Here is a 23,412-nt window from a genome sequence, read left to right as displayed (position 1 = left end):
CCGGTTATTCCTTTCCGGAGTGTCGTGCAACCCTGATAAATTCAGGGCGCTGAAAATGGGCTATAATTCGTCTCAACAAAATGGCCAGCCCGGGCAATGTCACTATTAGTGACAGCAGAAGAAGAGCGATCCCTGACGAGGAGAATGCAGTTGAAGGGAAATAGTGGATCATCAGGCTGTACAGTCCTGCGTTGAGCAGTAATGCCATCAGCACAGACCCCCCGGGAAAGGGTGGCTGAATAACCGAATGATCGTGCCCGACTGCGGGGGCAGAGTTTCCGAGTGCCACCGCCCAGGCATCATCTTCACCTTCGAGGAGGAGCCACTGGCAGGCGGGGCCATAAGCCGCCATCTCGGCCGCAGCCCCAATCATTGCCCAGCCAGCAAGACCGCTATACCGGACGCATGCACTGTCATAGTCAATAACACCGCCAGTACCAATGCCATCGTACAGAGGAACCGACAGATCATTCAGCACCCTGCTAATCGACTGCCGTGGTGCATCTGACAGCCCACTGTGCCAGATAAGGTGTTTTTTGCTGGCAGGCGTGAGGGCCATATCCCGTAATTCACTGAGTTCCGTTTCAAGCGTACGGGTGTTGAGCGGCATCGCCCGGAAAAGCCGCAACGCATTTTTTCCTTCACCTTGATTTAGCATCGACGGATGTACCATAAACAACGCGCTGGCAAATTCAGGCAGAACATCATCGGGTAGCCGATAGTGCATCACCAGAACCAGAACGGGCCGCTTTGTTGGCCCCATAAACTGATTCCAGTCATCAAAGGATGGGTCTACGTCCTGAAAATGAATCTCAGCTTTCCAGGGAGGGGAACCAGCTGACCAGATACGATGGAATAAATGAGATTCACGGTTTTTGTCGCTACCGTTGGTCTGAACAATAATCTGGAGCGAGCCCGAGGGATAACGTCGACGAACAGAAGGCGTTATCTGAGCAATGAGATGACGAAGTAGCTGCTCAAAACGTGAAATACCGGGCGTAAGGGGCTCTTCCGGCAACAGCGTTAAAGGCGGTATGTCCGCACTATCCCCTTCTTGTGTATGTGCAAGACGAGACAGCAATCCCGTATCTGCGGCGATGAAAACATGGCTGAGAATGACAAGATGCTGATGCGCGCGTAAGCGCCATTTCAGACGCGTGTTCCGGCACCACTCATTCCAGTTCCAGACACGAGTTGCCAGCATTTCCCAGCAGAAACTGTAGACAGCAATGACGGCCAAAATGCCCGTAAATGTCCAAATTGTCAGCGGCAGCCAGTACCCGCTGCTTAGCGAAGGTAATCCTGTGGTTGGGGATTTTAGTACAGCAACAAGCAACCCAATGAAAAAACCCAGGATAATAATCAACAGACAGATCCACGGCGACCAGGCTGGTGCCCGCTCTTTTTCAGGCACCTCCGGCAGAGACCATCCCATCAGCTAACCTCCATATCCTGCCGGCTTGCAATGACACGCGCGCCGCACTGCGTTTTACAACCATGCAATACGATTCCACGACCGTTTTCTTCATATGCAGAAACATCGCACTCAATGATTTTGTTTGTGCCGTGCTTCGGGCATGAAACAGTATCGTGTAAAAGCGCAGCATTCTTCCCTGAGATATCGAAGCTGGACGAGGCTGAAGTGACTTTGCCACCATGCGTAGTGGCATCCCCTAAAACAACAACGTTTTTCTCCATTTTCCATTTCCTTTTTAACTATTTCATTTGACTCTATAAAGCACGCTAAATATAAAAAATAGTATAAGCATACTCACGCCTTATTTAGGAGTGGCAAAGCTTTTCCAGGAGGCACGCCCATTATCATCAATACAGGTATCCAGGACCCGCGTTGGCTCAGCGCTGTTATTATTCACTTTTCATCTCCCTTTTAAATTTCACAAATCGAATTTTCGTTGGCTTAATATTGCTATCACAATGAAAACGAATGTCGTATTTTCTGTTTTTCAGGGTTTCCTTATCAAATTTAACGCTTCTGTTTTCAGTAACGTTATCCGAAAGGCTTTTACCATAAACAAAAGGTATCCTCTTTATCCCATAGTCATAGTCATCACCTCTAAAGAAAACATTATTACCAACCGTAAAAACAGTACCACTATGAGGATGACTTGAGGATTTTTCGTAAATTCGATCGTAAAATGTTTTCCCTCCATCCGTTGAAACCATCGCTCCCTGATAGCACCCCCGGTTATTATCGCATCCGCTCCATGTATTATTAACATAGGGAAAAGCCAGCGCGCCATTAGTCGCGTCGTACAGCAATATTCCTCTATAGGCCATAATACCATTTTTTACATTCTTTAACTGGATCTGCTCATCGCCTACCAGATAGTTTTTTATCACTGTTCCGTCATCTTTATGGTAATCGCGATCAACGGTATCAACCCTGGTCTTAATGCCCAAATTTGTATCATGGTAATAAATCTGCCCGCTTTTATCACAGGCAATATAGTTCTCCAGCGTCAGAAAACGGTGATCGTCAATGCGGAACACGACCTGCGGCGGTGCATCTGTCACCACGACCCTGTCGTCATTATCAGCCCTGGCTGGACGGGGCATTCCATAGCCAAAACTCCCGCCCACAGTGGGTAAATTGGATAATATTATCAATCCAACAATAAATAACACACAGAAGCCAGCTATAATGATTAACGTTTTATCCTTCATTTAATTACTCTCTCCAGCCAGGTGATTTCCATGTCATCAGTCGCCTGCGATTGGGTTAAAGAGGTTTCTCCAGCTTCAGAGGTAATACCTTCAACCACTTTTCCACCAGGTAACCTGGTACGGTATCTTAATTCCCTTTACCAGTGGTTTTTGGCTACAGGCCGTCCCATGCTACGATTCTTTCTCTCGGTCACATCAGAGGTAGACTCATCATTTAAGATTTCAGGTTTTGGAGGCACATTCAATATCCCTTTCTCCATATAACTGTCATAACCCTGCGTCCAGTCAGCAAAAGCCCTTAACTTTGCCATGAAGGCTTTATTTCGACTGGCATCACAAAACCCGATCGGAATATCATAGGCGACAACCCGACGCATAAACATTTCGCTTTTAGGCAAGGTGCTGTGATCCGTAGGTTGGGAGATATATTTCCCCACGCGGATATGGCGTTCTTCCACCGTTTCACGACGATAGCGGGGAAGACGGGTATAACCAACCTGCTCATACCCCGTCAGAACCTGTTCAAATGGGTACAGATTGATATAGTTCTGATAGGTATCGTCATTGGGAATATCTAAATTATTTTTTTCATGCGCATCTTTATCAAGCTGTCCCCATCCATAACCATATTTTTCACCCGGAATTTCTTTTTTACCACCACGTGTCTGATCAAATCCTAATTGTGTTAACTCAACTACCTTAATTGGTTTAGGAACCTTTTCACCATTAACATTCAGTGTCCAGTAGCCCGGATTGTTATAGGTTAACCAGTCGCCATCATCATCCCAGAATGGCTTACCATCGGTTGGGGTAAAGGAGGTTCTGGGCTCCGGGGTATCGCCGCAGGGGAGCCAGCGTGCCAGAATACGCTGGTAAAGGTGCCCTTTATGCTGTTCAAGCAAAGGGTGGGGACTGCCATCCGGGTTGTTTTTCAGCCCCTGCCAGCCAAGGCTCAGGAGTGGGCTGGCGCCCATCACCCTGTCATGCGGGTTGCAGTAAATATAAAACCGCCCATGGTTATCGCGCTCCGGGATTCTTGCTTCAACACTTGCTGAGGGCAAGGTTACATCCGGCGCCCAGCGTTTTTTATCGTCCGTTTTTCCGACGCACAGTGCATTATAATCGTCGGGTTTTAAGACCCCGGCCCGTGCGGCAATTTTATCCACAATTGCCGATAACGTCTGGCTACGGGCAGTGCCCGAAGAGACTTCATCAGCAGGCAGGGCCAGGCTGTCTGTCATTTTGGCTTCCATGGCATACGGCGAGTTAAGAATAAACAGCGCATCAGGTGCTTTTTTAGCCAGCGCTGTCGCCGCCATGGCAATCATCGTCCCCTGGCTGTGGGAGATAATACTTACCGTATCGTGAGGGTATTGTTCACGAATTAAATCCACTAAATCCGCCAGGCGCTTTGCCGCATGGGCGTAGTATTCTCTGGGCGGGGCGTCAGTTAACAGACGATCCAGATCGGGGGCAAACTGCTGAACGGGAACCACGCCCAGAACGTTCGCTTTAAACCCCGCTTTACTCCACAGTGACACCAGTTGGGTGGTACCGTTCTGAAACGGCCCCCCGCCCCAGAAAAAGGGGCCTTTTTTCCGAACCTCTTCTTCAGGCATGCCCTCCGCGATAAGCTGGTGATAATCTTCATTACGAATATTGACCAGCGGGATTTTATATTTCCCCTCCTCCCCTTCGGCAGAACGATAACCCCAGTAAAACCGGATCACCGGAGAACGACCTTCCTGCACTAATCGCCTGAATCCCTTATCAGCAGCGTCGCCATCGCAGCTATAAATATTTTTGCTTAACTTATAGCGGGTATCGGTAAGCCCAAGCCGATCGTTAAATCCTGCACAAAGGTTTTTTTCCGCAATTTCATACCACTCTCCGGTAGAGTTAACACCGTGAACAAAAATAACAATCCCAGGTAAATGGGGCGGAAGCTGACACTCACCACGCACTTTCACAGATTTAGGAGAAGCAAAACTTTTCCAAAAAGGGCGACCATTATCATCAGCGCAGGTTTCCAGTACCCGGGTTGGTTCCGTATTATTTTTACTCATTCTTCCATCGTCCGTTTGAATTTAACAAATCGAATTTCCGCTGGCTTAATCGTGTTATCACAATGAAAGCGAATATCGTATTTTCTGTTTTTCAGGGTTTCCTTATCAAATTTAACCTCGTTGTTTTCAGTGACATTATCCGTAAGTTTTTTTCCATAAACAAAAGGTATTTTCTTTACTCCATAACCGTAATCATTACCTCTGTAGAAAGCTTCATTACTAACAGTAATCACAGTACTAATACTTGGCCCATTAAAAGACTTTTCATAAATACGGCCATAGAATGTTCTGCCTTGATCTGTTGAAACCATCGCTCCCTGATAGCACCCCCGATTATTATCGCATCCGCTCCATGTATTATTAACATAGGGGAAAGCCAGCACGCCATTAGTCGCGTCGTACAGCAATATACCGCTATAGGCCATAATGCCATTTTCGACATTCTTTAACTGGATCTGCTCATCGCCTACCAGATAGTTTTTTACAACTATTCCGTCATCCTTATGGTAGTCACGATTAACAGTATCGACTCTCGTTTTAATCCCCATCTTCGTATCGTGGTAATAAATCTGCCCGCTTTTATCACAGGCAATATAGTTCTCCAGCGTCAGAAAGCGGTGATCGTCAATGCGGAACACGACCTGCGGCGGTGCATCTGTCACCACGACCCTGTCGTCATTATCAGCCCTGGCTGGACGGGGCATTCCGTAGCCAAAACTCGCGCCCACGGTGGGTAAATTGGATAATATTATCAATCCAACAATAAATAACACACAGAAGCCAGCTATGATGATTAACGTTTTATCCTTCATTTAATGACTCTCTCCAGCCAGGTGATTTCCATGTCATCAGTCGCCTGCGACTGAGTTAGCGATGTTTCTCCAGTTTCAGACGTAACGCCTTCAGTCATCAGCGCAGGTTTCCAGTACCCGGGTTGGCTCCGTATTATTTTTGCTCATTCTTCCACCGTCCGTTTAAATTTCACAAACTGAACTTTTGTTGGCTTAATCGTGTTATCACAATGAAAGCGAATATCGTATTTTCTGTTTTTCAGGGTTTCCTTATCAAATTTTACGTCTCTGTTTTCTGTGACGTCTCTGGTAAGGCTCCCCTTTCCAGTAATCTCACCATAAGCAAAAGGTATTCTCTTCACCCCATAGCCGTAATCATTACCTCTGTAAAAAGCATCATTACCGACTGTAAATACTGTCCGGACACTGGGGTTATTAGAAGATCTTTCATAAATGCGATCATAAAATGATCTTCCCCCATCCGTTGAAACCATTGCTCCTAAGTCACAGCCCCGATTATTATCGCAACCGCTCCAGGTATTATTGACATAGGGAAACGCCAGCGCCCCATTAGTCGCGTCGTACAGCAATATACCGCTATAGGCCATAATGCCATTTTCGACATTTTTTAACTGGATCTGCTCATCGCCTACCAGATAGTTTTTTATTAACGTTCCGTCATCTTTACGATGATCCCGGTTAACCGTATCGACTCTGGTTTTAATCCCCATCTTCGTATCGTGGTAATAAATCTGCCCGCTTTTATCACAGGCAATATAGTTCTCCAGCGTCAGAAAGCGGTGATCGTCAATCCTGAATACCACCTGCGGCGGTGCATCTGTCACCACGACCCTGTCGTCATTATCAGCCCTGGCTGGACGGGGCATTCCGTAGCCAAAACTCCCACCCACGGTGGGTAAATTGGATAATACTATCAATCCAACAATAAATAACACACAGAAGCCAGCTATAATGATTAACGTTTTATCCTTCATTTAATTACTCTCTCCAGCCAGGTGATTTCCATGTCATCAGTCGCCTGCGATTGGGTTAGCGACGTTTCTCCAGTTTCAGACGTAACGCCTTCAACCACTTTTCCACCAGGTAACCTAATACGGTATCGCTGGTTAGCTAATGGTTCTTGTGTCAGGCTATGGGTCAGTTTAAATTTCTCATCAAAGCTCTCCGGCTCAAACGATTTCATCACCCCCTGCATACTGCCGGAGCCGGCCTTTTTAATACCCGTATTCTTAATCAGCAGTTTGCCCGGCCCGCCAATCTCAACGTTCCCGCCTTTGATTTTGATATATCCCCCGCCGCAGACCAGCGTCAGCTCATCCTGGGCCGTGACGACCAGCTTCCTGCCACTCGAAATATGCGTGTCCTGCGTCGACCAGGTGGTGATATTTCCGCCCTGCGCCTGAATATCAATGTCGCTGTGCGAGCTGAACAGTTTTGCCCCTTCACGACTGTACAGGCTGAGCTGCTTTCCTGCCGCAAGGGTGAAGTCCTTCCGGACACCAATATCCAGCTGCCTGCCCGCCGTCAGCGTCAGATTTTCGCTGGCTGACAGCTGCATATCTTCACCGCTCACCAGCGCCATGCCTTTCGGTGCGCTCGCCAGGATCACCTCTTCATGCAGCCGTTCTATTTTTTCCTTCAGGCGTTTTTGCTGGCGACTCACATCTGCAGCCAGCGCCTGGGCCTGCAGTGCGCTGGCGGCAAGCGTTTCCATTTCCACTAATGCTGCTGAAAGCCGTGCGAGCGCTGGCTGCATCTCCAGCACCTGGCCCTGCGCTTTCGTCTGGCCATCAGCGCTGATGAACAGCCCCTTCTGTGCCCGTATCGCGCCCCAGCCGTCGGTTCTGAGCTCAAAGCCCTCACCGCGCTTCTGTTTTTCACTGTCGACGAGATGGCCCAGGTTCAGCTGACTCTTGCCGCCGTACTCCGTGGAGACCTTGATATGCTCCTGGCCGCGGCTGTCATCGAGGCGGATTTTGTTGTTCGCAGGCGTCCGCAGGACGTTACGCTTGTAGTTGCGGATGGTGACGTGGTCGCCGTGCGCCGAGTCGTGCAGCACGCCTGCGATGTACGGCCTGTCCGGGTTACCGTCCTCAAAGCCAATCGCCACTTCGGTGCCCGCCAGCAGCGGCAGGTGCAGGCCGTAGGTATCCCCTGCATACGGGCGGGACTGACGCACCCACAGGCTCTCGAACCCGGTTTCCCAGTTATCACGGTCAAACAGCATGCTGACGCGATAGCGACCGTCTTTATCGATGTGGCCGTAGGTGTCGTTCTCGGTGGTACTGGTCACGCGGGCCGGTAAGGTGCCGGCCATCACCGGGCGTGAGCCAGGCTGCGGGCGGAAACTAAAATCAGGGTTGTTCGGGATACCGTCGAAGTGAACGCCAAAGTCCTCATCCCGCCGCGCATGGCTGTGCATCGCCGTAATGACCACACCACGGGCAAATACGTCGGCCACTTCGTACCCGCCGGTGACTTTCAGCACCTGCCCCGGAAAGAGCGTCGGGCAGCTGGTGATGGCACGGGTCTGCGTCTGGCCGTTCAGGTAGCGCTCATGGCGAATGCGGGCGTAAAACGCCCCGGACTCCGGGGCCGGATGGCGGTCATACGCACTTCCCGGTGTCAGATAATTATCGCCGTAGTGATAGGCCTCCCCACAGGTGGTGGCGTCTCCGCGCGTCACATCCACCTGCGTATTCATATCTTCGGTGGCCTGCCGGTAGTTGTAATCCCGGGTGCTGACCTGCTTCTGCACCACGTTATGATGGCTCTCCATCCCCCACACCGAGTCCACACCGTCCGAATGCTGGCCCGACGGCGGCACCGATGGCAGCGTCAGGCCTTTTTCATACCCCTGCTGACCGTCGTAAAACTCCACCACGTCGATGTTCAGGCGCGTGTCGGTGGTAAAGCGGAACCAGATGCCGACCTCACCCAGCAGGCGGGTAATAAAGTGCAGGTCATCCTCGCCGTACTGCATCACCTGCTCACGGCGCGGGTACTCTTTTGAGAGCGAGAACAGAAAATCCTGACCGCGCATGCTGTGGCGCTCGCGCAGGATTTTTTCCACAATCTGCGGGACCGACATATCCTGATAAATGGCGTTCTGGTGCGAACGGTCAAGCAGCGCCAGGCGCGGCTGCAGCGTCAGGGCGTAGTGGGTTTCATCCTTTGAGGTGCTGAGGCGTTCAAAGCCGCTCACCACCCCCTGAAGGGTACGCACGGCCTGCTGCATTTTGATGCCGTAGCCCTGGTCCACCGGGGCCTGCAGCGTCAGGGAGGCTGCTTTCATCAGCATCATTTCTTTACTGATGGCATGGTCAGCGCTGGTGAATTCAATCCGGTAGCTGAACGGCGCGCTCATGGCCTCATCGCCTTCAAACGCCAGCACGTCCAGATCCGAGCCGCACCCTTTTACCGCCAGCAGGTGGTGGCTGTGGCTGAATCTTACAACAGGATTTGCACTCATAATTCCTCCACATTGCTGAACTCACAGATATCAGGAGCTTTAGGAACGGCTCAACTTTTTTATTTGGGAACCGCTCGTCAGACGATGTAAATTAATAATTTCGCTCGCGAGATATTTCTTTCTAAAATGATTCAGGCAAAAAATATTCATCCGCTGAATAAATTAATTTCTTTGACGAGTACAGTGTCACCACGGAAAATATACATGTTGATTCTAACGTCAACTTTGCTGCGGCGTAAAGCAAATAAAACGGAAGTGATGACTCCAGCAGGCAATAACAAAAGTTAAGCACTGCTACAATCTACCAATATAATTAGGCTAAGCCGTAATTATGTCTCGCGCATTCGAATAAAATAAAATTGATTGCGAACAAACTTAATAATCTTCACGCGTTTTTCTGAATTTACAGGCGGGTTAATATATATAAAAAAGAACGAACTTCCCCCTTCACATTATTTCCAGGCGATCTGACTTAGCATAACAGAGAGATCATTCTCTGCCCGGAGTGGGGTAACCCCTGTAAAGCCTTATCGCCCGGTAGTCGGCGTGTTCTGCAACTACCTTGTTTCCTCCCCCTTACGGAAAACCTGCGTGGTTTGGCCTAAAAAATTACTCCCGCTTACCCGGCAGCATGCGCACCAGCGTGTTGTCCTTCCAGATGTAATGATGGAACAGCGCCGCGAAGGCATGGATAGCAATCACGAAATAGCCCGTATTGGCAATCAGCTCATGGATTTCCTTCATGGTGAACTGGCGATCTTCATCCAGTTCCGGCGCGTGCGGCATGGGAATACCCAGAACCGACCAGTCGCTGCCTTTGTAGTAGACGGTGAGGAAGCCCATAACCGGCAGCACGATAAACATCAGATAGATGATGGTGTGCACCAGATGGGAAACGCCGATAATGGCAGGATGGGGTTTTGGCGTGATGGCCGGCGCGCGGTATTTGAGTCTGACCAGCAGGCGCAAAACCATTAGCACCAGCACGCTTAGCCCACAGGTTACGTGGGTGGCGTTAATCACCGGACGGTAGCTGCGCGGGAAAAAGCCTTTCAGCTCCATGGCGCAGTAGGCCGTGACGATTAAAAGAAAAACCAGCCAGTGGAGGGTTATCTGTAACGAGGTGTATTTGCTGCGCATTTAAAAGTCCTGACCCAAATCGCTAATGGCACCACGATAGCGGCTACATCTTAAAAAATCATTAACATCTGACGAAATTAGCCAGCAAATCACGCCCGTCGGCCCGGTTTGCGGCCCCTCTCATTATGAGCTATCACTAGTGGTGATTACGGTTTTTGCTACTTCCAACTGTAAATAATGAGGATCCCGTCATGAAAAAAATTGGTATTAATGGCTTTGGCCGCATTGGACGCCTGGTGCTGCGCCGTGTTCTGGAAACGAAAAGCGACGTGGAAATCGTTGCTATTAACGACCTCACCTCCCCGAAAGTGCTGGCCTACCTGCTGAAGCACGACTCCAGCTACCGCAACTTTGACGGCACCGTGGAACATACCGACGACGCGCTGGTGGTCAACGGCAAGACAATTAAGGTTTACGCCGAGAAAGACGCGAAGAATATCCCCTGGGGCAATGATGGCGTGGAGATTGTCATTGAATGCACCGGGTTCTACACTTCCGAAGAGAAGGCCAGCGCGCACCTGGATGCGGGAGCTAAAAAAGTACTGATCTCCGCTCCGGCTGGCGACATGAAAACCATCGTCTTTAACGTCAACTGCAACACTATTACGCCGGAAGATAAAATCCTCTCTGTTGCCTCCTGTACCACCAACTGTCTGGCCCCTATGGCGAAAGCCCTGCACGACAACTTTGGTATTAAGCTCGGCACCATGACCACTATTCACGCTTATACCGGGACGCAGTCGCTGGTTGATGGCCCGCGTGGGAAGGATTTACGCGCTTCGCGCGCCGCCGCGCAGAACATCATTCCCCACACTACCGGGGCAGCAAAGGCCATCGGGCTGGTTATTCCGGAACTTCAGGGCAAGCTTAAAGGCCATGCCCAGCGCGTGCCGACGCTGACCGGTTCGGTCACCGAACTGGTATCGATTTTAGAGAAAAAAGTCACGGTCGATGAAATCAACGCCGCGCTGAAAAAGGCCACCGAAGGCAATGAATCGTTCGGCTATACGGATGAAGAGATCGTCTCGTCTGATATCGTTGGCACCCATTTCGGCTCGGTATTCGACGCCACGCAAACCGAAGTTACCGAGGTCGGTGACCTGCAGCTGGTGAAGACCGTTGCCTGGTATGACAATGAATATGGGTTTGTTACGCAGCTGGTTCGCGTGCTGGATGCGGTAGCAAAAGAGTAGAAAAACGGAGAATGACGCCCATCAGCGTCATTCTCCGTTTAGTTAATCCGCAATCCGCTCTGCTCATCAAACAGATGCATCTGTGACACGTCCGGCTGTAATTGCATGGCGCTGCCCGGCGTCGTCTGTACCCTTTCGCGAAACACGGCGATAGCCTTTTGTTTACCGATATTAAGGGCGATTTGCGTTTCCGCTCCCGTCGGCTCCACCACGTTGACCTCCGCGACTACCCCGCCCTGATTAACCTGGGTGAAGTGCTCCGGGCGCACGCCGTAGAGCACGCGTTTGCCATGGTTCGCCGCCGGGACATTGTTCAGCGGCAGGCGCAGGCCATCGTCGGTAATAAACGAGTCACGGTCGACCGTCCCGCTCAGCAGGTTCATGGATGGCGAGCCGATAAACCCGGCGACAAAGGCATTGCGCGGGCGATCGTACAGCTCCAGAGGCGTACCAACCTGCTCGATAACCCCGTCTTTAAGCACCACTATTCTGTCCGCCATGGTCATCGCCTCCACCTGGTCGTGGGTGACGTAGACCATGGTGGCGTTCAGCCGCTGGTGCAGCGCTTTGATTTCGGTACGCATCTCAACGCGCAGTTTTGCATCCAGGTTGGAGAGTGGCTCGTCGAATAAAAAGACGCGCGGGCTGCGCAGAATGGCCCTTCCCATCGCCACGCGCTGCCTTTGCCCACCGGAGAGCTGGCCCGGCTTGCGTTTCAGCAGGTTGCTCAGCCCGAGCGTGGCGGCAACTTTCGCTACCCGCTCGTCTATTTCAGCTTTCTTCACGCTCTGCATTTTCAGCGAGAAGCCCAGGTTGTCCTCCACCGTCATATGCGGATACAGCGCGTAGTTCTGGAACACCATCGCGATATTGCGCGCCTGCGGAGAGAGGTCATTGATGACTTCGCCATCGAGCGCTATTTCCCCGTCGGTGATGCTTTCCAGCCCGGCAATCATGCGCAGCAGGGTCGATTTCCCGCAGCCGGAGGGCCCGACCAGCGCCACGAATTCTCCTTCGCGGATGGTTAGATCCAGCCCTTTAATAATCACGTTATCTTCATAACGCTTGTGGATGTTGCTTAAGGTAATAGTCGCCATAAATCAGTCCTTCAGGCCGCCAGCGGTCAGGCCGTGGACCAGATAGCGCCGCACCAGCAGCGTAAACGCCACCACCGGCAGCATCACCAGCGTGCCGCTGGCCGCTATCTTGCTCCACTCCCACCCTTCGTACTGGAGAAAGTTAACGATCGCCACTGGCGCCGTGACGGCCTGGGTGCGCGTCAGGATCAGGGCATAAAAGAAGTCGTTCCACGAAAAGATAAAGCAGAGGATGGCGGTTGCGGCCAGCCCCGGAGCCACCAGCGGCAGCGTTATCGTCCAGAAGGTCCGCCAGATGGAACAGCCGTCGAGCCAGGCCGCCTCCTCAAGCGCGGGCGGCACGGCGGCAAAAAAGGTCTGCATCAGCCAGATGACGATCGCCAGGTTAAACGTCAGATACACTATCGCAAGGCCGATCACCGTGTCCTGCAACCCGAGCCAGCGCCAGGCCAGATAAAACGGAATGGTGAAGGCAATCGGCGGAGCCATGCGGGTCACGAGGATCCACAGCGCCACGTGCCTGCGCCCCGGAAACTGCCAGCGCGTTAATACCCACGCCGCCGGAACGCCGATAATCAACGACAGGCCGGTAGAGAGCGTGCTGACCAGCAGGCTGTTGCCAAACGAATGCAGGAAATTGCCCTGCCACAGCGAGCGGAATGCGTCCAGCGTTGGCGTGAACCACAGCGTTAAATCAAAGGCCTCCATGGCCGGGCGAAACGCCATGATCACCATCCACATGAACGGCGCAAGCATTGCAAACAGAATCAACCAGGCTGCAAAGGCCCGCCCGCCCGGCAGCCGGAACGGCCTGCCTCTGCGTGCCGTTAAGGTATGAATAGTTTCAAGCGTCAGCTTTTCGCTCATCGCTCCACCCCGCTTTACCCACGATATAGCTCAACACAAAGACCCCGACGAGGATCACCACGGCGATAGCGCTGCCGTATCCCCAGTACGAGAAGTTAAAGGCCTGAATAAAGCCGTAGTAGTTAGTGACTTCGCTTACCGAGCCCGGCCCGCCGTCGGTTAACACGTAGATCAGCGGAAAGGCTTTGAAGCTGTCGATAAGGCGGAACAGCGCGCAAACAACCAGTACCGGCTTGATATACGGCAGCACGATATAACGAAAGATATTGCCGGGGCTGGCACCGTCAAGGCTCGCCGCCTCCAGCGGATCTTTGGGGATCATCTGTAACGCCGCCAGCACCATCAGCATGGTAAAGGGAAACCACTGCCAGATATCCGCTACGGCAATCGCCCACAGCGCCGTCGCCGGGTTAGCGATCAGCGACGGCAGCGTGATCCCCCACATGTCCAGCACCTGGTGCAGCGGGCTGATGTCCGGCGTGTAGATGATTTTCCAGATCAGCGCCACGATAATCGGCGGCAGTACCATCGGGATCAGAAATAGCGTCCGGGCGGTATGTAGCCATTTAGATGCGCCGTTGAGCAATAAGGCCAGCCCGAGCCCGATGATCACCTGAAACAACACGCTAACCAGCGAGAGCTTTAACTGCGTGACCACCGAGTTCAGGAATCTTGGGTTATCCAGCAGCTGGCGATAGTTAATGAGCGGATCGCTGAAAGTAAACGTTTCCTGCGGGTTCGTCAGGCTTAGCGGCGTCAGGCTGGTGACAATCAGCGCCACGGCGGGCAGCAGCGTGATTATCGCCAGCACGACGATGGACGGCACCAGCCCCGCAAGATACGCCATTTTTTGCTGGCGCTGCCAGTTGGATTTCGCGTGCATGGTCGCTCCTCAGATCTTCGCGCCGGAGCGTTTAAGATCGGCAATCGACGCGGTCTGCGCCTGCTGCATCGCCTGTTTTGCAGAAAGCTGGCCGGAGACAATCAGGGCGATGGCCTTGTTGAGCTGCTGGTCGACCTGCGGGAATACGTCCACCGTACGGTATTTCATGTAGCCGCCCTGGGCCGCGCGATCCACCGCGCTCAGGGAGAGTTGAGCCAGGTCGACGCCGTTGATGACCTGCCTGCTGCGGAACGCCTGCGAATCGATATCGCTGCGCCTTGTAGGCGAACCATAGCCCGCCGCCACCGCACGCTGGGTGTTCTGCTTCGAAAGCGCCCACTGGATAAACGCCCACGCGGCCTCTTTGTTCTTCGAACCTGCCGGAATGCCCAGCGCATGAACCGCCATGCCCGGGAAGCGCCCCGCTGGTCCCTGCACCATCTGGCCGAAGTTCACCGTTTTCAGGGTGCGCGAGGTCGCCGGATCGCCAAGCTGGGCCAGATAGGCCTGGCTCGAGTCGGAGAAGTTAACCCGGCCAAGTTTCAGTGCCTGGGTGGACTGGTCGGCGGTATAGGTCAGGCCGCCGTTCGGGCCGAACTCCCGGATCAGACGGGCAAAATAATCCGCGGCGGCAACGGCTTCCGGCGTATCCAGCGTTGGGAACAAATCGTCCGGCGGATTGCGGAATACGTTGCCGCCGAAGGCCTGCAGATAGGGAATAAACGTCCAGCCGTAGTGGTTATCCGTCACGTAGCCCGCTACGCGCTGCTTCTTGTTGACCGCCTGTAAAACCTTAAGCAGATCGTCAGTGGTGTCGGGGAATTTAAAGCCCGCCTCAGTTACCAGATCAAAGCGCGAAGAGCCTGCCAGCATCCCCTCTACCACCCACGGAATGCCATATAGCTTGCCGTCGCGCCCCGTTTCCGGCACCAGCCCGCCCTGCAGGAAGTCATGCACGTCCCATTCGGCGCTGGTCAGGTTCGGGTTGGCGATAAACTCGTCGAGCGGCGTCAGCCAGCCGGAGTTAATCCAGCGGCTGGTGTAGATAAAGGTGACGTTCACCACGTCATAGGCCGAGCCCCTGGTGGACAACTCCAGGTCCGCCCGCTGGTTGTACACCGGGAAGGACGGCGTGTCGAAGTTGACCTTTGCGCCGGTCAGCGCTTCAAACTCCGGCAGCCACTGGCGCAGCAGGGTTGGATAAGCGGTGCTAAACGTCGAGACATTCAGCGTAACGCCCTCGTATTTTTTCGCGCCGTTTGCCCCGCGGGCGAACGCAGGCACCATGGCGTATACCCCAAAGGCAGCCATCGCCTTCAATAAATCTCGACGTTGCATCATCATTATCCTTTTTATTATCGGCTGTCAGGCTACGGCGCTAACCGGCGACTGCTGTGCTGGATGGGAAACCGTGCGGCTGCGCGTGCCGTCAACGGCAACGGCAGCATCGCCTTCAATGGTCACGCGACGCACCAGACGCGGCTGATTGCCATAGTCGTTAACCGCATAGTGCTGGGTGGCGCGGTTATCCCAGATGACCACATCGTCCTGCTGCCAGCGCCAGCGCACGGTATTTTCCAGCTGGATGACGCGGTTTTGCAGCAGCTCGAACAGGCGTGCGGACTCGCGGCTGCTGAAGCCGGACAGGCGCTTAAAGAAGTGCCCTAGCAGCAGGGCTTTTTCGCCGCTAACAGGATGAACGTGAACAACCGGATGCTCGGCTTCATACACTGCGGAAACGAACACTTTGCGATGGTGATCCAATCGTTGCTGCTCGGCGACAATGCGCTCTGCGCCGTAGTCATAATCGTTGCTGTGCACGGCACGCAGGCTCTCGGCAAAGCGCTTCAACTCTTCAGGCAGTTTTTCATAGGCGCTTGCGGTATTCGCCCAGACGGTATCACCGCCGTACTCGGGGATTTTTAAGCCGCGCAGAATGGAGATTTTCGGGAAGGCTTCCACAAACGTAACGTCGGTATGCCAGGAGTCCGCCCTGCCGCCGCCTTTTGAAGCATCCAGCTCGAAAAGTTTGGTGCCGGTTGGTGCAGGAACGGTCGGATGCGCGACAATTTTGCCGAAGCGCGCGCCAAAGGCCTGGTGGCTTTCATCGGTTAGCTGCGTCTGATTACGGAAAAAGAGAACTTTATATTTCACCAGCGCGGCTTCGATCTGGGCAAATATTGCCGCGTCGATATCCGGCGAAATTTTAATATCCAGAATTTCAGCGCCAATATTACCGGCCACGCGGCGAATGGTCAGATCGGGAAAATCAGTATCAACAGAAGCGGTTGTCATAGCGGCAGACCCTTATTGTGAAATGGATCCGCAGTATAGAAACAGAAAATTAACACTTAAAAGAATCGATATTTATATCAATAGACTTTTCACCTGGCAAAGCTAAGCAGAAATTTAGCTAACCGAAAACTTGCGCTTTCGTTTATTCGCCACTGCTTGTTGAAATGCCCAATACCATGGCGTGATATATATCACAGAAAATTGATCACGAATGCGTTCCCCAAACTGTGACTCCCCCGCATCCCCTCCGCGTAAGAATTCCCTATCATAAACTCGAAGTTGTACATGATTGTCCATAGACAACTCTGAATGTTCAGGTGCGCATCATGAAAACGTTGAGTAAGAGTTCACAGATTCCCCTCTACCAGCAGGTAGTGGAGTGGATCAGGGAAAATATCTATAGCGGCGATCTGGCCGAAGACGACCGCATTCCGTCCGAATTCCAGATCATGGATATGCTGGACGTCAGCCGGGGGACGGTGAAAAAGGCAGTCAACCAGCTGGTTCGTGAGGGTCTGCTGGTACAGGTGCAGGGAAAAGGAACCTTCGTCTACGCGATTTTCTATACCCTCTCCAGTAACATCGGGCCGGCCGCGCAGGCAATGGTTGAACGCACCGGCATCAGCCTGCCGGTGGTTGACCTCGGCTGGCCGCCGCTGACAACCATTACCTAGGGCTCTCCGATTGCCCCCTTAGTGATCCGCTTAATCATGCTGATTAAGGTCGCGATGCTGGCGCTGAATAAAACGCGCACGGTGGGCGTAGACATGTGGAACTACTGGCACTTTGCGCTGGCCGGAACGCTGGTCTACCAGGGCTCCGTTTGGGAAACGGAAAATATTGTACATTAAGGCCGAATTTTGACCATTTCGATACGAGAGAACCGCTATCTGAAAGATTTCTCGTATCTTCTGAGGAAGCTCGATACGGCGCACTACCTAAACGATCTTAAGAGGATTCTTCTGAATCTTTGATCGTAATAGTATATGTTTTATCGAATTCTCCTGATTTTGAAAGCATTCCGCCACCAAAGCCGCCATGTACTCGCACTTTAACGATAGCTGCTTTTGTTGGCGTCCCCCTAATCTGAATGCAATTATTGAACTCATCATCATCACAATACTGTAGGTAGAGACCTAAATTATCTGGATGAATATCTCCTGCAATGACTTGCTTACCATAAATATCATAAGAAAGAACCACTCCGCCAAATATATTTATTTGATTATAATAGGGAATCCCAACAGTTGCATCATTAAGAATTTCTCCTTATGGAGTAAACTCTGCCTGTAAAGAACAGGCAGATAGTAAAAACAAAGATAAAACAAAAAATATTCTTCTCATTATTATTTCAATGGTTTAAAAACCATCCCTCCAAAAAATCTGTTAATAAAAAATTGCAAATCTCTTTTAGGTCTTATCCAGTTTCTTGTATTCCCCCAAGAAAATAATTCCAAACTAATATATCCGTTGGGATCTTGTGTGACTGAACCATCCCAGACAATCCAGAGTGTAGGTAACGTTGTTTTGTTTGAACTACTTACAAGAAGCCCATCATTTATTAATGTGACGACTCTATATCCTTGCTCTATATATTTATTTAAATCTCTGACTCCCTGGACGCCTGCCTGAGTGATTCCTACATTACTAAAGATCATTTCATAACCGGCTTTTTCAAACCACTCCGTCAGAGTTTGCCACATTGTATTATATTTTTATTAAAAGGGTCTCTGGAATCACCAATGGGATATTCTTTCGCAACAAATGGACGTTCCGGGATAGTGATTCTAATCTGCTTTGTTTCGCCCCCCTGACTCTCAGGCTTCATTGTCCCTTTTGACTCAAAATAGCAGGGATTTTCCCGTTTCACCGGCGACCAGGCTTTGCCTGATGCAAATTCTTCCAGCGTATACATTTTTGTGAACGGAACAGGCGTTACACAGTGCGTATGCAACATGGTTTTTCGGTAAAGTTTCATTTCCATAATATAAATAGTCGATAGTGACTCATTTATATTTCCGGTCATGTGGCTCTGTGTTTCATAATTCCCCTGAAAAGGCTGTTGTTTCACATCTACCAGGGGGTGTTTATTCCTGCTGGAGTCCATGCGATAAATACACAGGTCATACAGCAAAGAATCAGCCGGGGCGTTAGAGTTAACACGGGTACTGAGGTGGTAAATAGCCATAATTAATCCATTAATATATGCAGGTTAATATTTTCAGCGGATTCAGCATAATGCCACGCTGTCATCCCCTGGCTATCCGTATTCCCCGTTTCCGTGTGGCCATCCGGGAACATCAGAACATACCGGCAATCCACCATCAGTCTGCCATCATCATCTGCACACTGAAAACGAAGGGTATTACGTGAAGAATGTTGCCGGGCAGACCGGCTTTGTGCGCTGGCAATTTTTGCCGTTAACGGATTTCCTGCCGCAATAACGAAGTTCGTGCCGGTCGCACACCCGCAGCGTACTGGTGAACCATCGACGGCTACTGCCCTCCCTTGTGGATTGGTCTGCCGGAGATCGCCGGAAGCAATCACTCCAGGTTGTCCGCATTTCGGGCAGGGTGACGTTTTATCACCCACGTAGAGCTTTCGCCTTCCGTTCACTGACCAGCCCTGGCTTCCTGCATAACAGACTGCCCCTGTTGATGTTTTATCCCCATCAAGCCCGGAGTTTTTACCGTGCACACCACTCCATTTGTTGTCTGACATACAAGTTTTCCTCAGTCCGTAAGAATATGCAGGTTGATATCGTCTGCCGATTCGGCATAGTGCCACCCCGTAGCCCCGTGCTCATCGGTAACGCCAGCTTCAGAACGTCCGTCCGGGAGCATCAGGGTGTAGCGACAGCCAGCCATAAGCTGGCCATCGTCACCGGAGCATTGAAAGCGAATACAGTTCCGGGCGCTGGGATCCTGTGCCTACTGCGCCGGTACAGGAGACTGGCTGGTATTACGGGAGGTCAGAGAGCCAGTACCTGTGCTGGTAGACTGCGTGGCTGAACCGTAAACATAGTGATCGGGGCAACGGCACAGCACTCTGTCACCTGTGGCAGCATACGCTTTGCCTTCTTCTGCCCAGTCCTGTGCGGAGGCAAGGATTTCAAAATACCCGGTGCATTTGCTGCATGATGCCTTGTCGCCGGTTCGGGCTATTGCTTTACTTCCTTCGAACCAGGACGCAGTCGCTGAAATAATTTCTCCATAACTCGTTTTATCGCCCAGGCAGGCCAGTGCTCTTGCCATTATTAATCCCTCAATATATAAGCGGTTATACTCACCGGCAGCATACAGCAATCACGACTTAATCAAAATCACTCGCTTCTGATTATCGTTACGGTGCCTGGATGAAGCATATCTTTGGAGGGCCGAATCCTGTTGCATCCGCTGTTTCCCTTATGGACCCGTTCAATTCCCTGCTTCTGGCGCTTGTGGCAGCTCAGTAAGTCCCTATGCTACATCGCAGCCATCAGGTCGATAAGCATGTTATTGATGACGGTTATCACGGGGCTGGCGTTAAAGGAAACACGACGATTGAGCTTATCTGCGAAGGCCAGGACGAGCAGGCGTTTATGAACGAGCTGACAAACGGTTTCGCTCAGGGATTTGGCGAGACGGTGATGTAGGCCGGATAAGCGAAGCGTCATCCAGCAGTGTTATTGGATGACGCTGACGCTTTCATACCCTCTATCGGCAGGTTATTTAAAACTAATCCGAATCACATCATCCGGGCTGGTTGGCTCTTTTTCACGGGAACCCGCCTGCTTGACGCTGACAAACAGCGTTTGTCCATCGGCAGACAGCGCCATGCTGTTCGGGTGCGTAGGCGTATCGATGCTATCCATCAGGCTCAGGCTTTTCGCGTCAATCACGCTGACCTTACCGGCAGCACGATGCGTGACGTACACTTCATTACGCTTTTCGTTGTACAGCACGGCAAGGGAGACCGGCAGATCGATTTTCTTTATCACTTTGCTGGTTTCGGTATCTACTACCAGCAGCTGCGGTGATTTGGAATCGGTAATAAACGCGCGATGGTTCGCCGTATCCAGCGCCACGTTCAGATAAAAGTGTTCGCCGTCCTGGTCGAGCTTAGTGCGGCTGATCACCTTGTTGGTCCTGGTATCAATCACGATAAATTCATTATCGGCGTTGGTCATATAGATGCGCGATGCTTTTGCGTCGATGGCCAGACCGGTCGCTGACTTGCCCAGCCCTTCGATGGTGGTGCGCAGCGTTAAATCTTTACCGTCTACAACCCACAGCACGCTGGATTTACCCAGCCCACCTACATAAACGGTATCGGTCGCTTCGTTGACCACCAGTTCACGCGGCGCGAACGGGCGGAAATCTTCCGTGCGCTTACGGGCATCCAGAACCAACGTGTTCTTCACCTCACCCGTTTTCACATCAACAGCGGTAACCGCGCTGTTGACCGTATTGCCCAGGAACAGCGTCCCGGTCGCGTGATTGACGGCCACGCCAAACGGTTTAAGGTTATTGTGGATCACCTGGTTAACCGCAAGCGTAGCCGGATCCAGCCGATAAACAATGCCGCCCTTATCGAGCTTACGGCTCTGGGAAGTAGCGACATACAGCGCGGTAGGCTCGCCGGTCAGCGCCATCTCGTAGGCGCCCTTGCCTACCGGCTTGCGCTCAAGGGTGAAATTATCGTTAGCGAAAAGTGCCGATGAGAACAGAAGGGTTGAAAGTGCAAGCACAGGTAAAACGCGGCGTTTTGAATCCGTTACGGTAAACATAACTCTCCCTGATGGGTTGATGAATGTGGTAATGATTATCATTATCTAAAATAAGAAGTAAACGATTATCATTAACAAATCATTCATCGCTGGCAGAACGTGCGTTTCATGGCTACAATCCACTCACTCATCAACCAGCTGAATATAAGGAGGATCCCCATGCTGTACTGTAAAACGCTTATCGTTTTGCATACTTTTGGCGATCGCCGTTGCTCAAGCGTTATCGATGCCGTGCTGCGATAACTTCGGCTTGAGCGAAGACACCCCAATCTAAATCCTTCCCTCAGGCTTACTGAGTTATCGTCAGCTTTGTATGACGAGGCATTCCCATGCCCAACTCTTGAGTAAGCACAATGAGCACATTATTAACCGCACAATCCCTTAGCCTCGACACGGCCTTCGGCCCCCTGCTGGCTGACATCACTTTTACGCTTAAAAAAGGCGACCGCCTGGGTCTTATCGGCCATAACGGCTGCGGCAAAAGCACCCTCCTGAAACTGCTGGACGGCACCCTTGCGCCTGACAGCGGCAGCGTAACCCGCGCAAACCACTGTCTGATGGCCCGGGTTGAACAGCATCTGCCGGAATATCTCCATCCGCTGACAATGCTCGAGGCGGTGCTGGCGCAGCTACCCGCCTGCGAACACCACGGCGAAAGCTGGCGGGCCGAAGCGCTGCTGGCTGGCATGGGCTTTAGCGAAGAGGACTGGCATCTCACCGCCGGTACGCTGAGCGGCGGGCAGCATACCCGACTGCTGCTGGCGCGCGCGCTGATAAGTGAGCCGGATCTCATGCTGCTGGATGAACCCAGCAACCACCTCGATCTGCCCACTTTGCTGTGGCTGGAACAGTTTCTGAAGAGCTGGAGCGGCAGCTTCGTGCTGGTTTCCCACGACCAGCATCTGCTGGATACCGTTACCAATGGCACCTGGATCCTGCGTGATAAAATGCTCAGCTTCTTTCAGCTTCCCTGTTCACAGGCGCGGCAGGCGTTAGAAGAGCGGGACAGGACAGATGCCCACCGCCACCTGGCGGAGCAGAAAGAGATCGACCGTATAGCGGCCAGCGCTAAACGGCTGGCCGTCTGGGGCCGCGTGTATGACAACGAGGATCTGGCGCGCAAGGCCAAGCAGATGGAAAAACGCGTCGATAAGCTTAAGGACGAACAGACCGATCTGAGCGCCGGAAATCAGTGGCAGCTTATCCTGCGCGGCGAGCGGCTCCAGGCTGACCGACTGCTGGAAATGGAAGGCCTGTACGTCAGCCCTGCGCCTGACGCCGAACCGCTTTTCCGCCTGCCGTTACAGCGAGTGAAGAGCGGTGACCGCGTGGCGATTATTGGCCGCAACGGCTGCGGTAAATCCTCCCTGCTGCGCCTGCTGTGGCAGGAATATCAGCAGCCGGAACGGGAGGAAGGTATCCGCCTGCATCCTCGCGCGCAGATGGGTTATTACGACCAGACGCTGCACCAGTTGCGGGATGAGGATTCTCTGCTGAAAGCGCTCGAACCGTTTGCTCCTTTAACCGAACAGGACAGGAAAATGGCGCTGATCGGCGCGGGTTTCCCGTGGCTGCGCCATCAGCAGACGGTCAGTACCTTAAGCGGCGGCGAACGCTCTCGCCTGCTGTTCGTTGGGCTGACGCTGGCACGCTACTCGCTGCTTATGCTCGATGAGCCAACGAACCACCTGGACATGGAGGGCAAAGAGGCGCTGGCGGAAACGCTGCAATCCTTTGAGGGCGGCGTGCTGCTGGTCACCCACGACAGAACGCTGATCGCGAAAAGCTGCAACCGCTTCTGGCTGGTGGATAACGGTGAGCTGAGCGAATGGCACGATCTGGATCGGATGTACGAGCTGCTGACGGCGGAGGAAACCGGGGAGACGAGAGTTAAAACTGTACCCGGAGCCGTGGCGGTGGTTAATGAGGCAGACGCGCTGCTGGAGAGGCTGATAGAGCTGGAAGTCAGGCTGGCAGAGGATCTGGCGCGCAAGGAGAAGCACCAGAAACCAGCGTTACAACAGGAATGGCGGGCGGAGATTGCAGCCTTGTACGCTTTGCTTTCGTAAAACAAACGGCGGATGACGCTGTCGCTTATCCGCCCTACCAGACTATTTTGTAGGTCGGATAAGCG

General features: G+C 52.3%; 22 protein-coding genes and 3 pseudogenes. 5 read left to right on the top strand and 20 right to left on the bottom strand.

Features of this window, described 5'->3' with window-relative positions:
- Positions 1-4: 4 nt before the first annotated feature.
- The 8 genes from ACA108_10645 to cybB all read right to left on the bottom strand — a co-directional run bounded on the left by ACA108_10645 (position 5) and on the right by cybB (position 10,175).
- Positions 5-1,435 carry a hypothetical protein gene (locus tag ACA108_10645; GenBank protein ID XEX97920.1) on the bottom strand — a complete coding sequence of 477 codons (1,431 nt, stop codon included), beginning with the start codon at positions 1,433-1,435 and terminating at the stop codon, positions 5-7.
- A complete protein-coding gene (locus tag ACA108_10640; protein ID XEX97919.1) occupies positions 1,435-1,698 on the bottom strand; it encodes a PAAR domain-containing protein in 264 nt (87 codons plus the stop codon). Before ACA108_10640 ends, ACA108_10645 begins: the two co-directional genes overlap by 1 nt.
- 168 nt (positions 1,699-1,866) lie before the next feature.
- On the bottom strand, positions 1,867-2,685 hold the full coding sequence (locus ACA108_10635; GenBank protein XEX97918.1) for a hypothetical protein: 819 nt from the start codon (positions 2,683-2,685) through the stop codon (positions 1,867-1,869).
- A gap of 137 nt (positions 2,686-2,822) precedes the next feature.
- Complete coding sequence (locus ACA108_10630; protein ID XEX97917.1) at positions 2,823-4,751, bottom strand: hypothetical protein; 1,929 nt, start codon at positions 4,749-4,751, stop codon at positions 2,823-2,825.
- The gene (locus ACA108_10625; protein ID XEX97916.1) at positions 4,748-5,563 is read right to left on the bottom strand and encodes a hypothetical protein; all 816 of its coding nucleotides are present in this window, start codon (positions 5,561-5,563) and stop codon (positions 4,748-4,750) included. The genes ACA108_10630 and ACA108_10625 overlap by 4 nt, the downstream gene beginning before the upstream one ends.
- Before the next feature lie 143 nt (positions 5,564-5,706).
- Positions 5,707-6,537 (bottom strand): hypothetical protein, encoded by an 831-nt coding sequence (locus ACA108_10620; GenBank protein XEX97915.1) that lies wholly within the window; start codon positions 6,535-6,537, stop codon positions 5,707-5,709.
- Positions 6,534-9,035, bottom strand: coding sequence for a type VI secretion system Vgr family protein (locus ACA108_10615; GenBank protein XEX97914.1), 2,502 nt, complete (start codon positions 9,033-9,035; stop codon positions 6,534-6,536). Before ACA108_10615 ends, ACA108_10620 begins: the two co-directional genes overlap by 4 nt.
- Before the next feature lie 609 nt (positions 9,036-9,644).
- Positions 9,645-10,175, bottom strand: a complete 531-nt coding sequence (cybB, locus tag ACA108_10610) for a cytochrome b561 (protein XEX97913.1) — start codon at positions 10,173-10,175, stop codon at positions 9,645-9,647.
- A gap of 191 nt (positions 10,176-10,366) precedes the next feature.
- Here cybB and gap point away from each other — a divergent pair, with 191 nt between their 5' ends.
- Positions 10,367-11,368: a type I glyceraldehyde-3-phosphate dehydrogenase gene (gene gap / locus ACA108_10605; GenBank protein XEX97912.1), complete on the top strand. Its 1,002-nt coding sequence runs from the start codon at positions 10,367-10,369 to the stop codon at positions 11,366-11,368.
- Positions 11,369-11,406: 38 nt separating this feature from the next.
- Here gap and ACA108_10600 read toward each other — a convergent pair whose 3' ends face one another.
- The 5 genes from ACA108_10600 to ACA108_10580 are packed head-to-tail and all read right to left on the bottom strand — an operon-like array spanning position 11,407 to position 16,510.
- On the bottom strand, positions 11,407-12,465 hold the full coding sequence (locus tag ACA108_10600; protein ID XEX97911.1) for an ABC transporter ATP-binding protein: 1,059 nt from the start codon (positions 12,463-12,465) through the stop codon (positions 11,407-11,409).
- Between the two features lie 3 nt (positions 12,466-12,468).
- A complete protein-coding gene (locus ACA108_10595) occupies positions 12,469-13,332 on the bottom strand; it encodes a carbohydrate ABC transporter permease (protein XEX97910.1) in 864 nt (287 codons plus the stop codon).
- A complete protein-coding gene (locus ACA108_10590; GenBank protein XEX97909.1) occupies positions 13,310-14,215 on the bottom strand; it encodes a carbohydrate ABC transporter permease in 906 nt (301 codons plus the stop codon). Before ACA108_10590 ends, ACA108_10595 begins: the two co-directional genes overlap by 23 nt.
- A gap of 9 nt (positions 14,216-14,224) precedes the next feature.
- Entirely contained in the window at positions 14,225-15,559 is a 1,335-nt protein-coding gene (locus ACA108_10585; GenBank protein ID XEX97908.1) for an ABC transporter substrate-binding protein, read from the bottom strand.
- Positions 15,560-15,580: 21 nt separating this feature from the next.
- Positions 15,581-16,510, bottom strand: a complete 930-nt coding sequence (locus ACA108_10580) for a TauD/TfdA dioxygenase family protein (GenBank protein ID XEX97907.1) — start codon at positions 16,508-16,510, stop codon at positions 15,581-15,583.
- A gap of 326 nt (positions 16,511-16,836) precedes the next feature.
- On the opposite strand from ACA108_10580, the pseudogene ACA108_10575 reads away from it, so the two are divergent.
- Together ACA108_10575 and ACA108_10570 are read left to right on the top strand one after the other, a co-directional pair.
- A pseudogene (locus ACA108_10575) lies at positions 16,837-17,062 on the top strand (GntR family transcriptional regulator).
- Positions 17,059-17,322 (top strand): annotated as a pseudogene (locus ACA108_10570) (PTS transporter subunit IIC). Before ACA108_10575 ends, ACA108_10570 begins: the two co-directional pseudogenes overlap by 4 nt.
- A 136-nt stretch (positions 17,323-17,458) precedes the next feature.
- Here ACA108_10570 and ACA108_10565 read toward each other — a convergent pair.
- From ACA108_10565 to ACA108_10540, 6 genes are all read right to left on the bottom strand, one after another.
- A complete protein-coding gene (locus ACA108_10565; protein ID XEX97906.1) occupies positions 17,459-17,713 on the bottom strand; it encodes a hypothetical protein in 255 nt (84 codons plus the stop codon).
- Between the two features lie 143 nt (positions 17,714-17,856).
- Positions 17,857-18,213 carry a hypothetical protein gene (locus ACA108_10560; GenBank protein ID XEX97905.1) on the bottom strand — a complete coding sequence of 119 codons (357 nt, stop codon included), beginning with the start codon at positions 18,211-18,213 and terminating at the stop codon, positions 17,857-17,859.
- Positions 18,198-18,698: a hypothetical protein gene (locus ACA108_10555; protein XEX97904.1), complete on the bottom strand. Its 501-nt coding sequence runs from the start codon at positions 18,696-18,698 to the stop codon at positions 18,198-18,200. Before ACA108_10555 ends, ACA108_10560 begins: the two co-directional genes overlap by 16 nt.
- A gap of 2 nt (positions 18,699-18,700) precedes the next feature.
- Positions 18,701-19,231 (bottom strand): PAAR domain-containing protein, encoded by a 531-nt coding sequence (locus ACA108_10550; GenBank protein ID XEX97903.1) that lies wholly within the window; start codon positions 19,229-19,231, stop codon positions 18,701-18,703.
- A gap of 11 nt (positions 19,232-19,242) precedes the next feature.
- A complete protein-coding gene (locus ACA108_10545) occupies positions 19,243-19,377 on the bottom strand; it encodes a hypothetical protein (protein XEX97902.1) in 135 nt (44 codons plus the stop codon).
- Positions 19,378-19,440: 63 nt separating this feature from the next.
- Positions 19,441-19,764, bottom strand: coding sequence for a PAAR domain-containing protein (locus ACA108_10540; protein XEX97901.1), 324 nt, complete (start codon positions 19,762-19,764; stop codon positions 19,441-19,443).
- Positions 19,765-20,024: 260 nt separating this feature from the next.
- On the opposite strand from ACA108_10540, the pseudogene ACA108_10535 reads away from it, so the two are divergent.
- Positions 20,025-20,144 (top strand): annotated as a pseudogene (locus ACA108_10535) (HPr family phosphocarrier protein).
- A 72-nt stretch (positions 20,145-20,216) separates the two neighbouring features.
- On the opposite strand, the gene ACA108_10530 reads toward ACA108_10535, so the two are convergent.
- Complete coding sequence (locus ACA108_10530; protein ID XEX97900.1) at positions 20,217-21,278, bottom strand: YncE family protein; 1,062 nt, start codon at positions 21,276-21,278, stop codon at positions 20,217-20,219.
- Between the two features lie 353 nt (positions 21,279-21,631).
- Between ACA108_10530 and ACA108_10525 the strand changes: the two genes are divergently transcribed.
- Positions 21,632-23,347 (top strand): ABC-F family ATP-binding cassette domain-containing protein, encoded by a 1,716-nt coding sequence (locus tag ACA108_10525; GenBank protein XEX97899.1) that lies wholly within the window; start codon positions 21,632-21,634, stop codon positions 23,345-23,347.
- Positions 23,348-23,412: the final 65 nt, after the last annotated feature.

The sequence above is a fragment of the Dryocola sp. LX212 genome (assembly GCA_041504365.1).
GTDB lineage: Bacteria > Pseudomonadota > Gammaproteobacteria > Enterobacterales > Enterobacteriaceae > Dryocola.
Note: the sequence above shows the minus strand (reverse complement) of the source record. Positions and strands in the feature narration are given on the sequence as shown.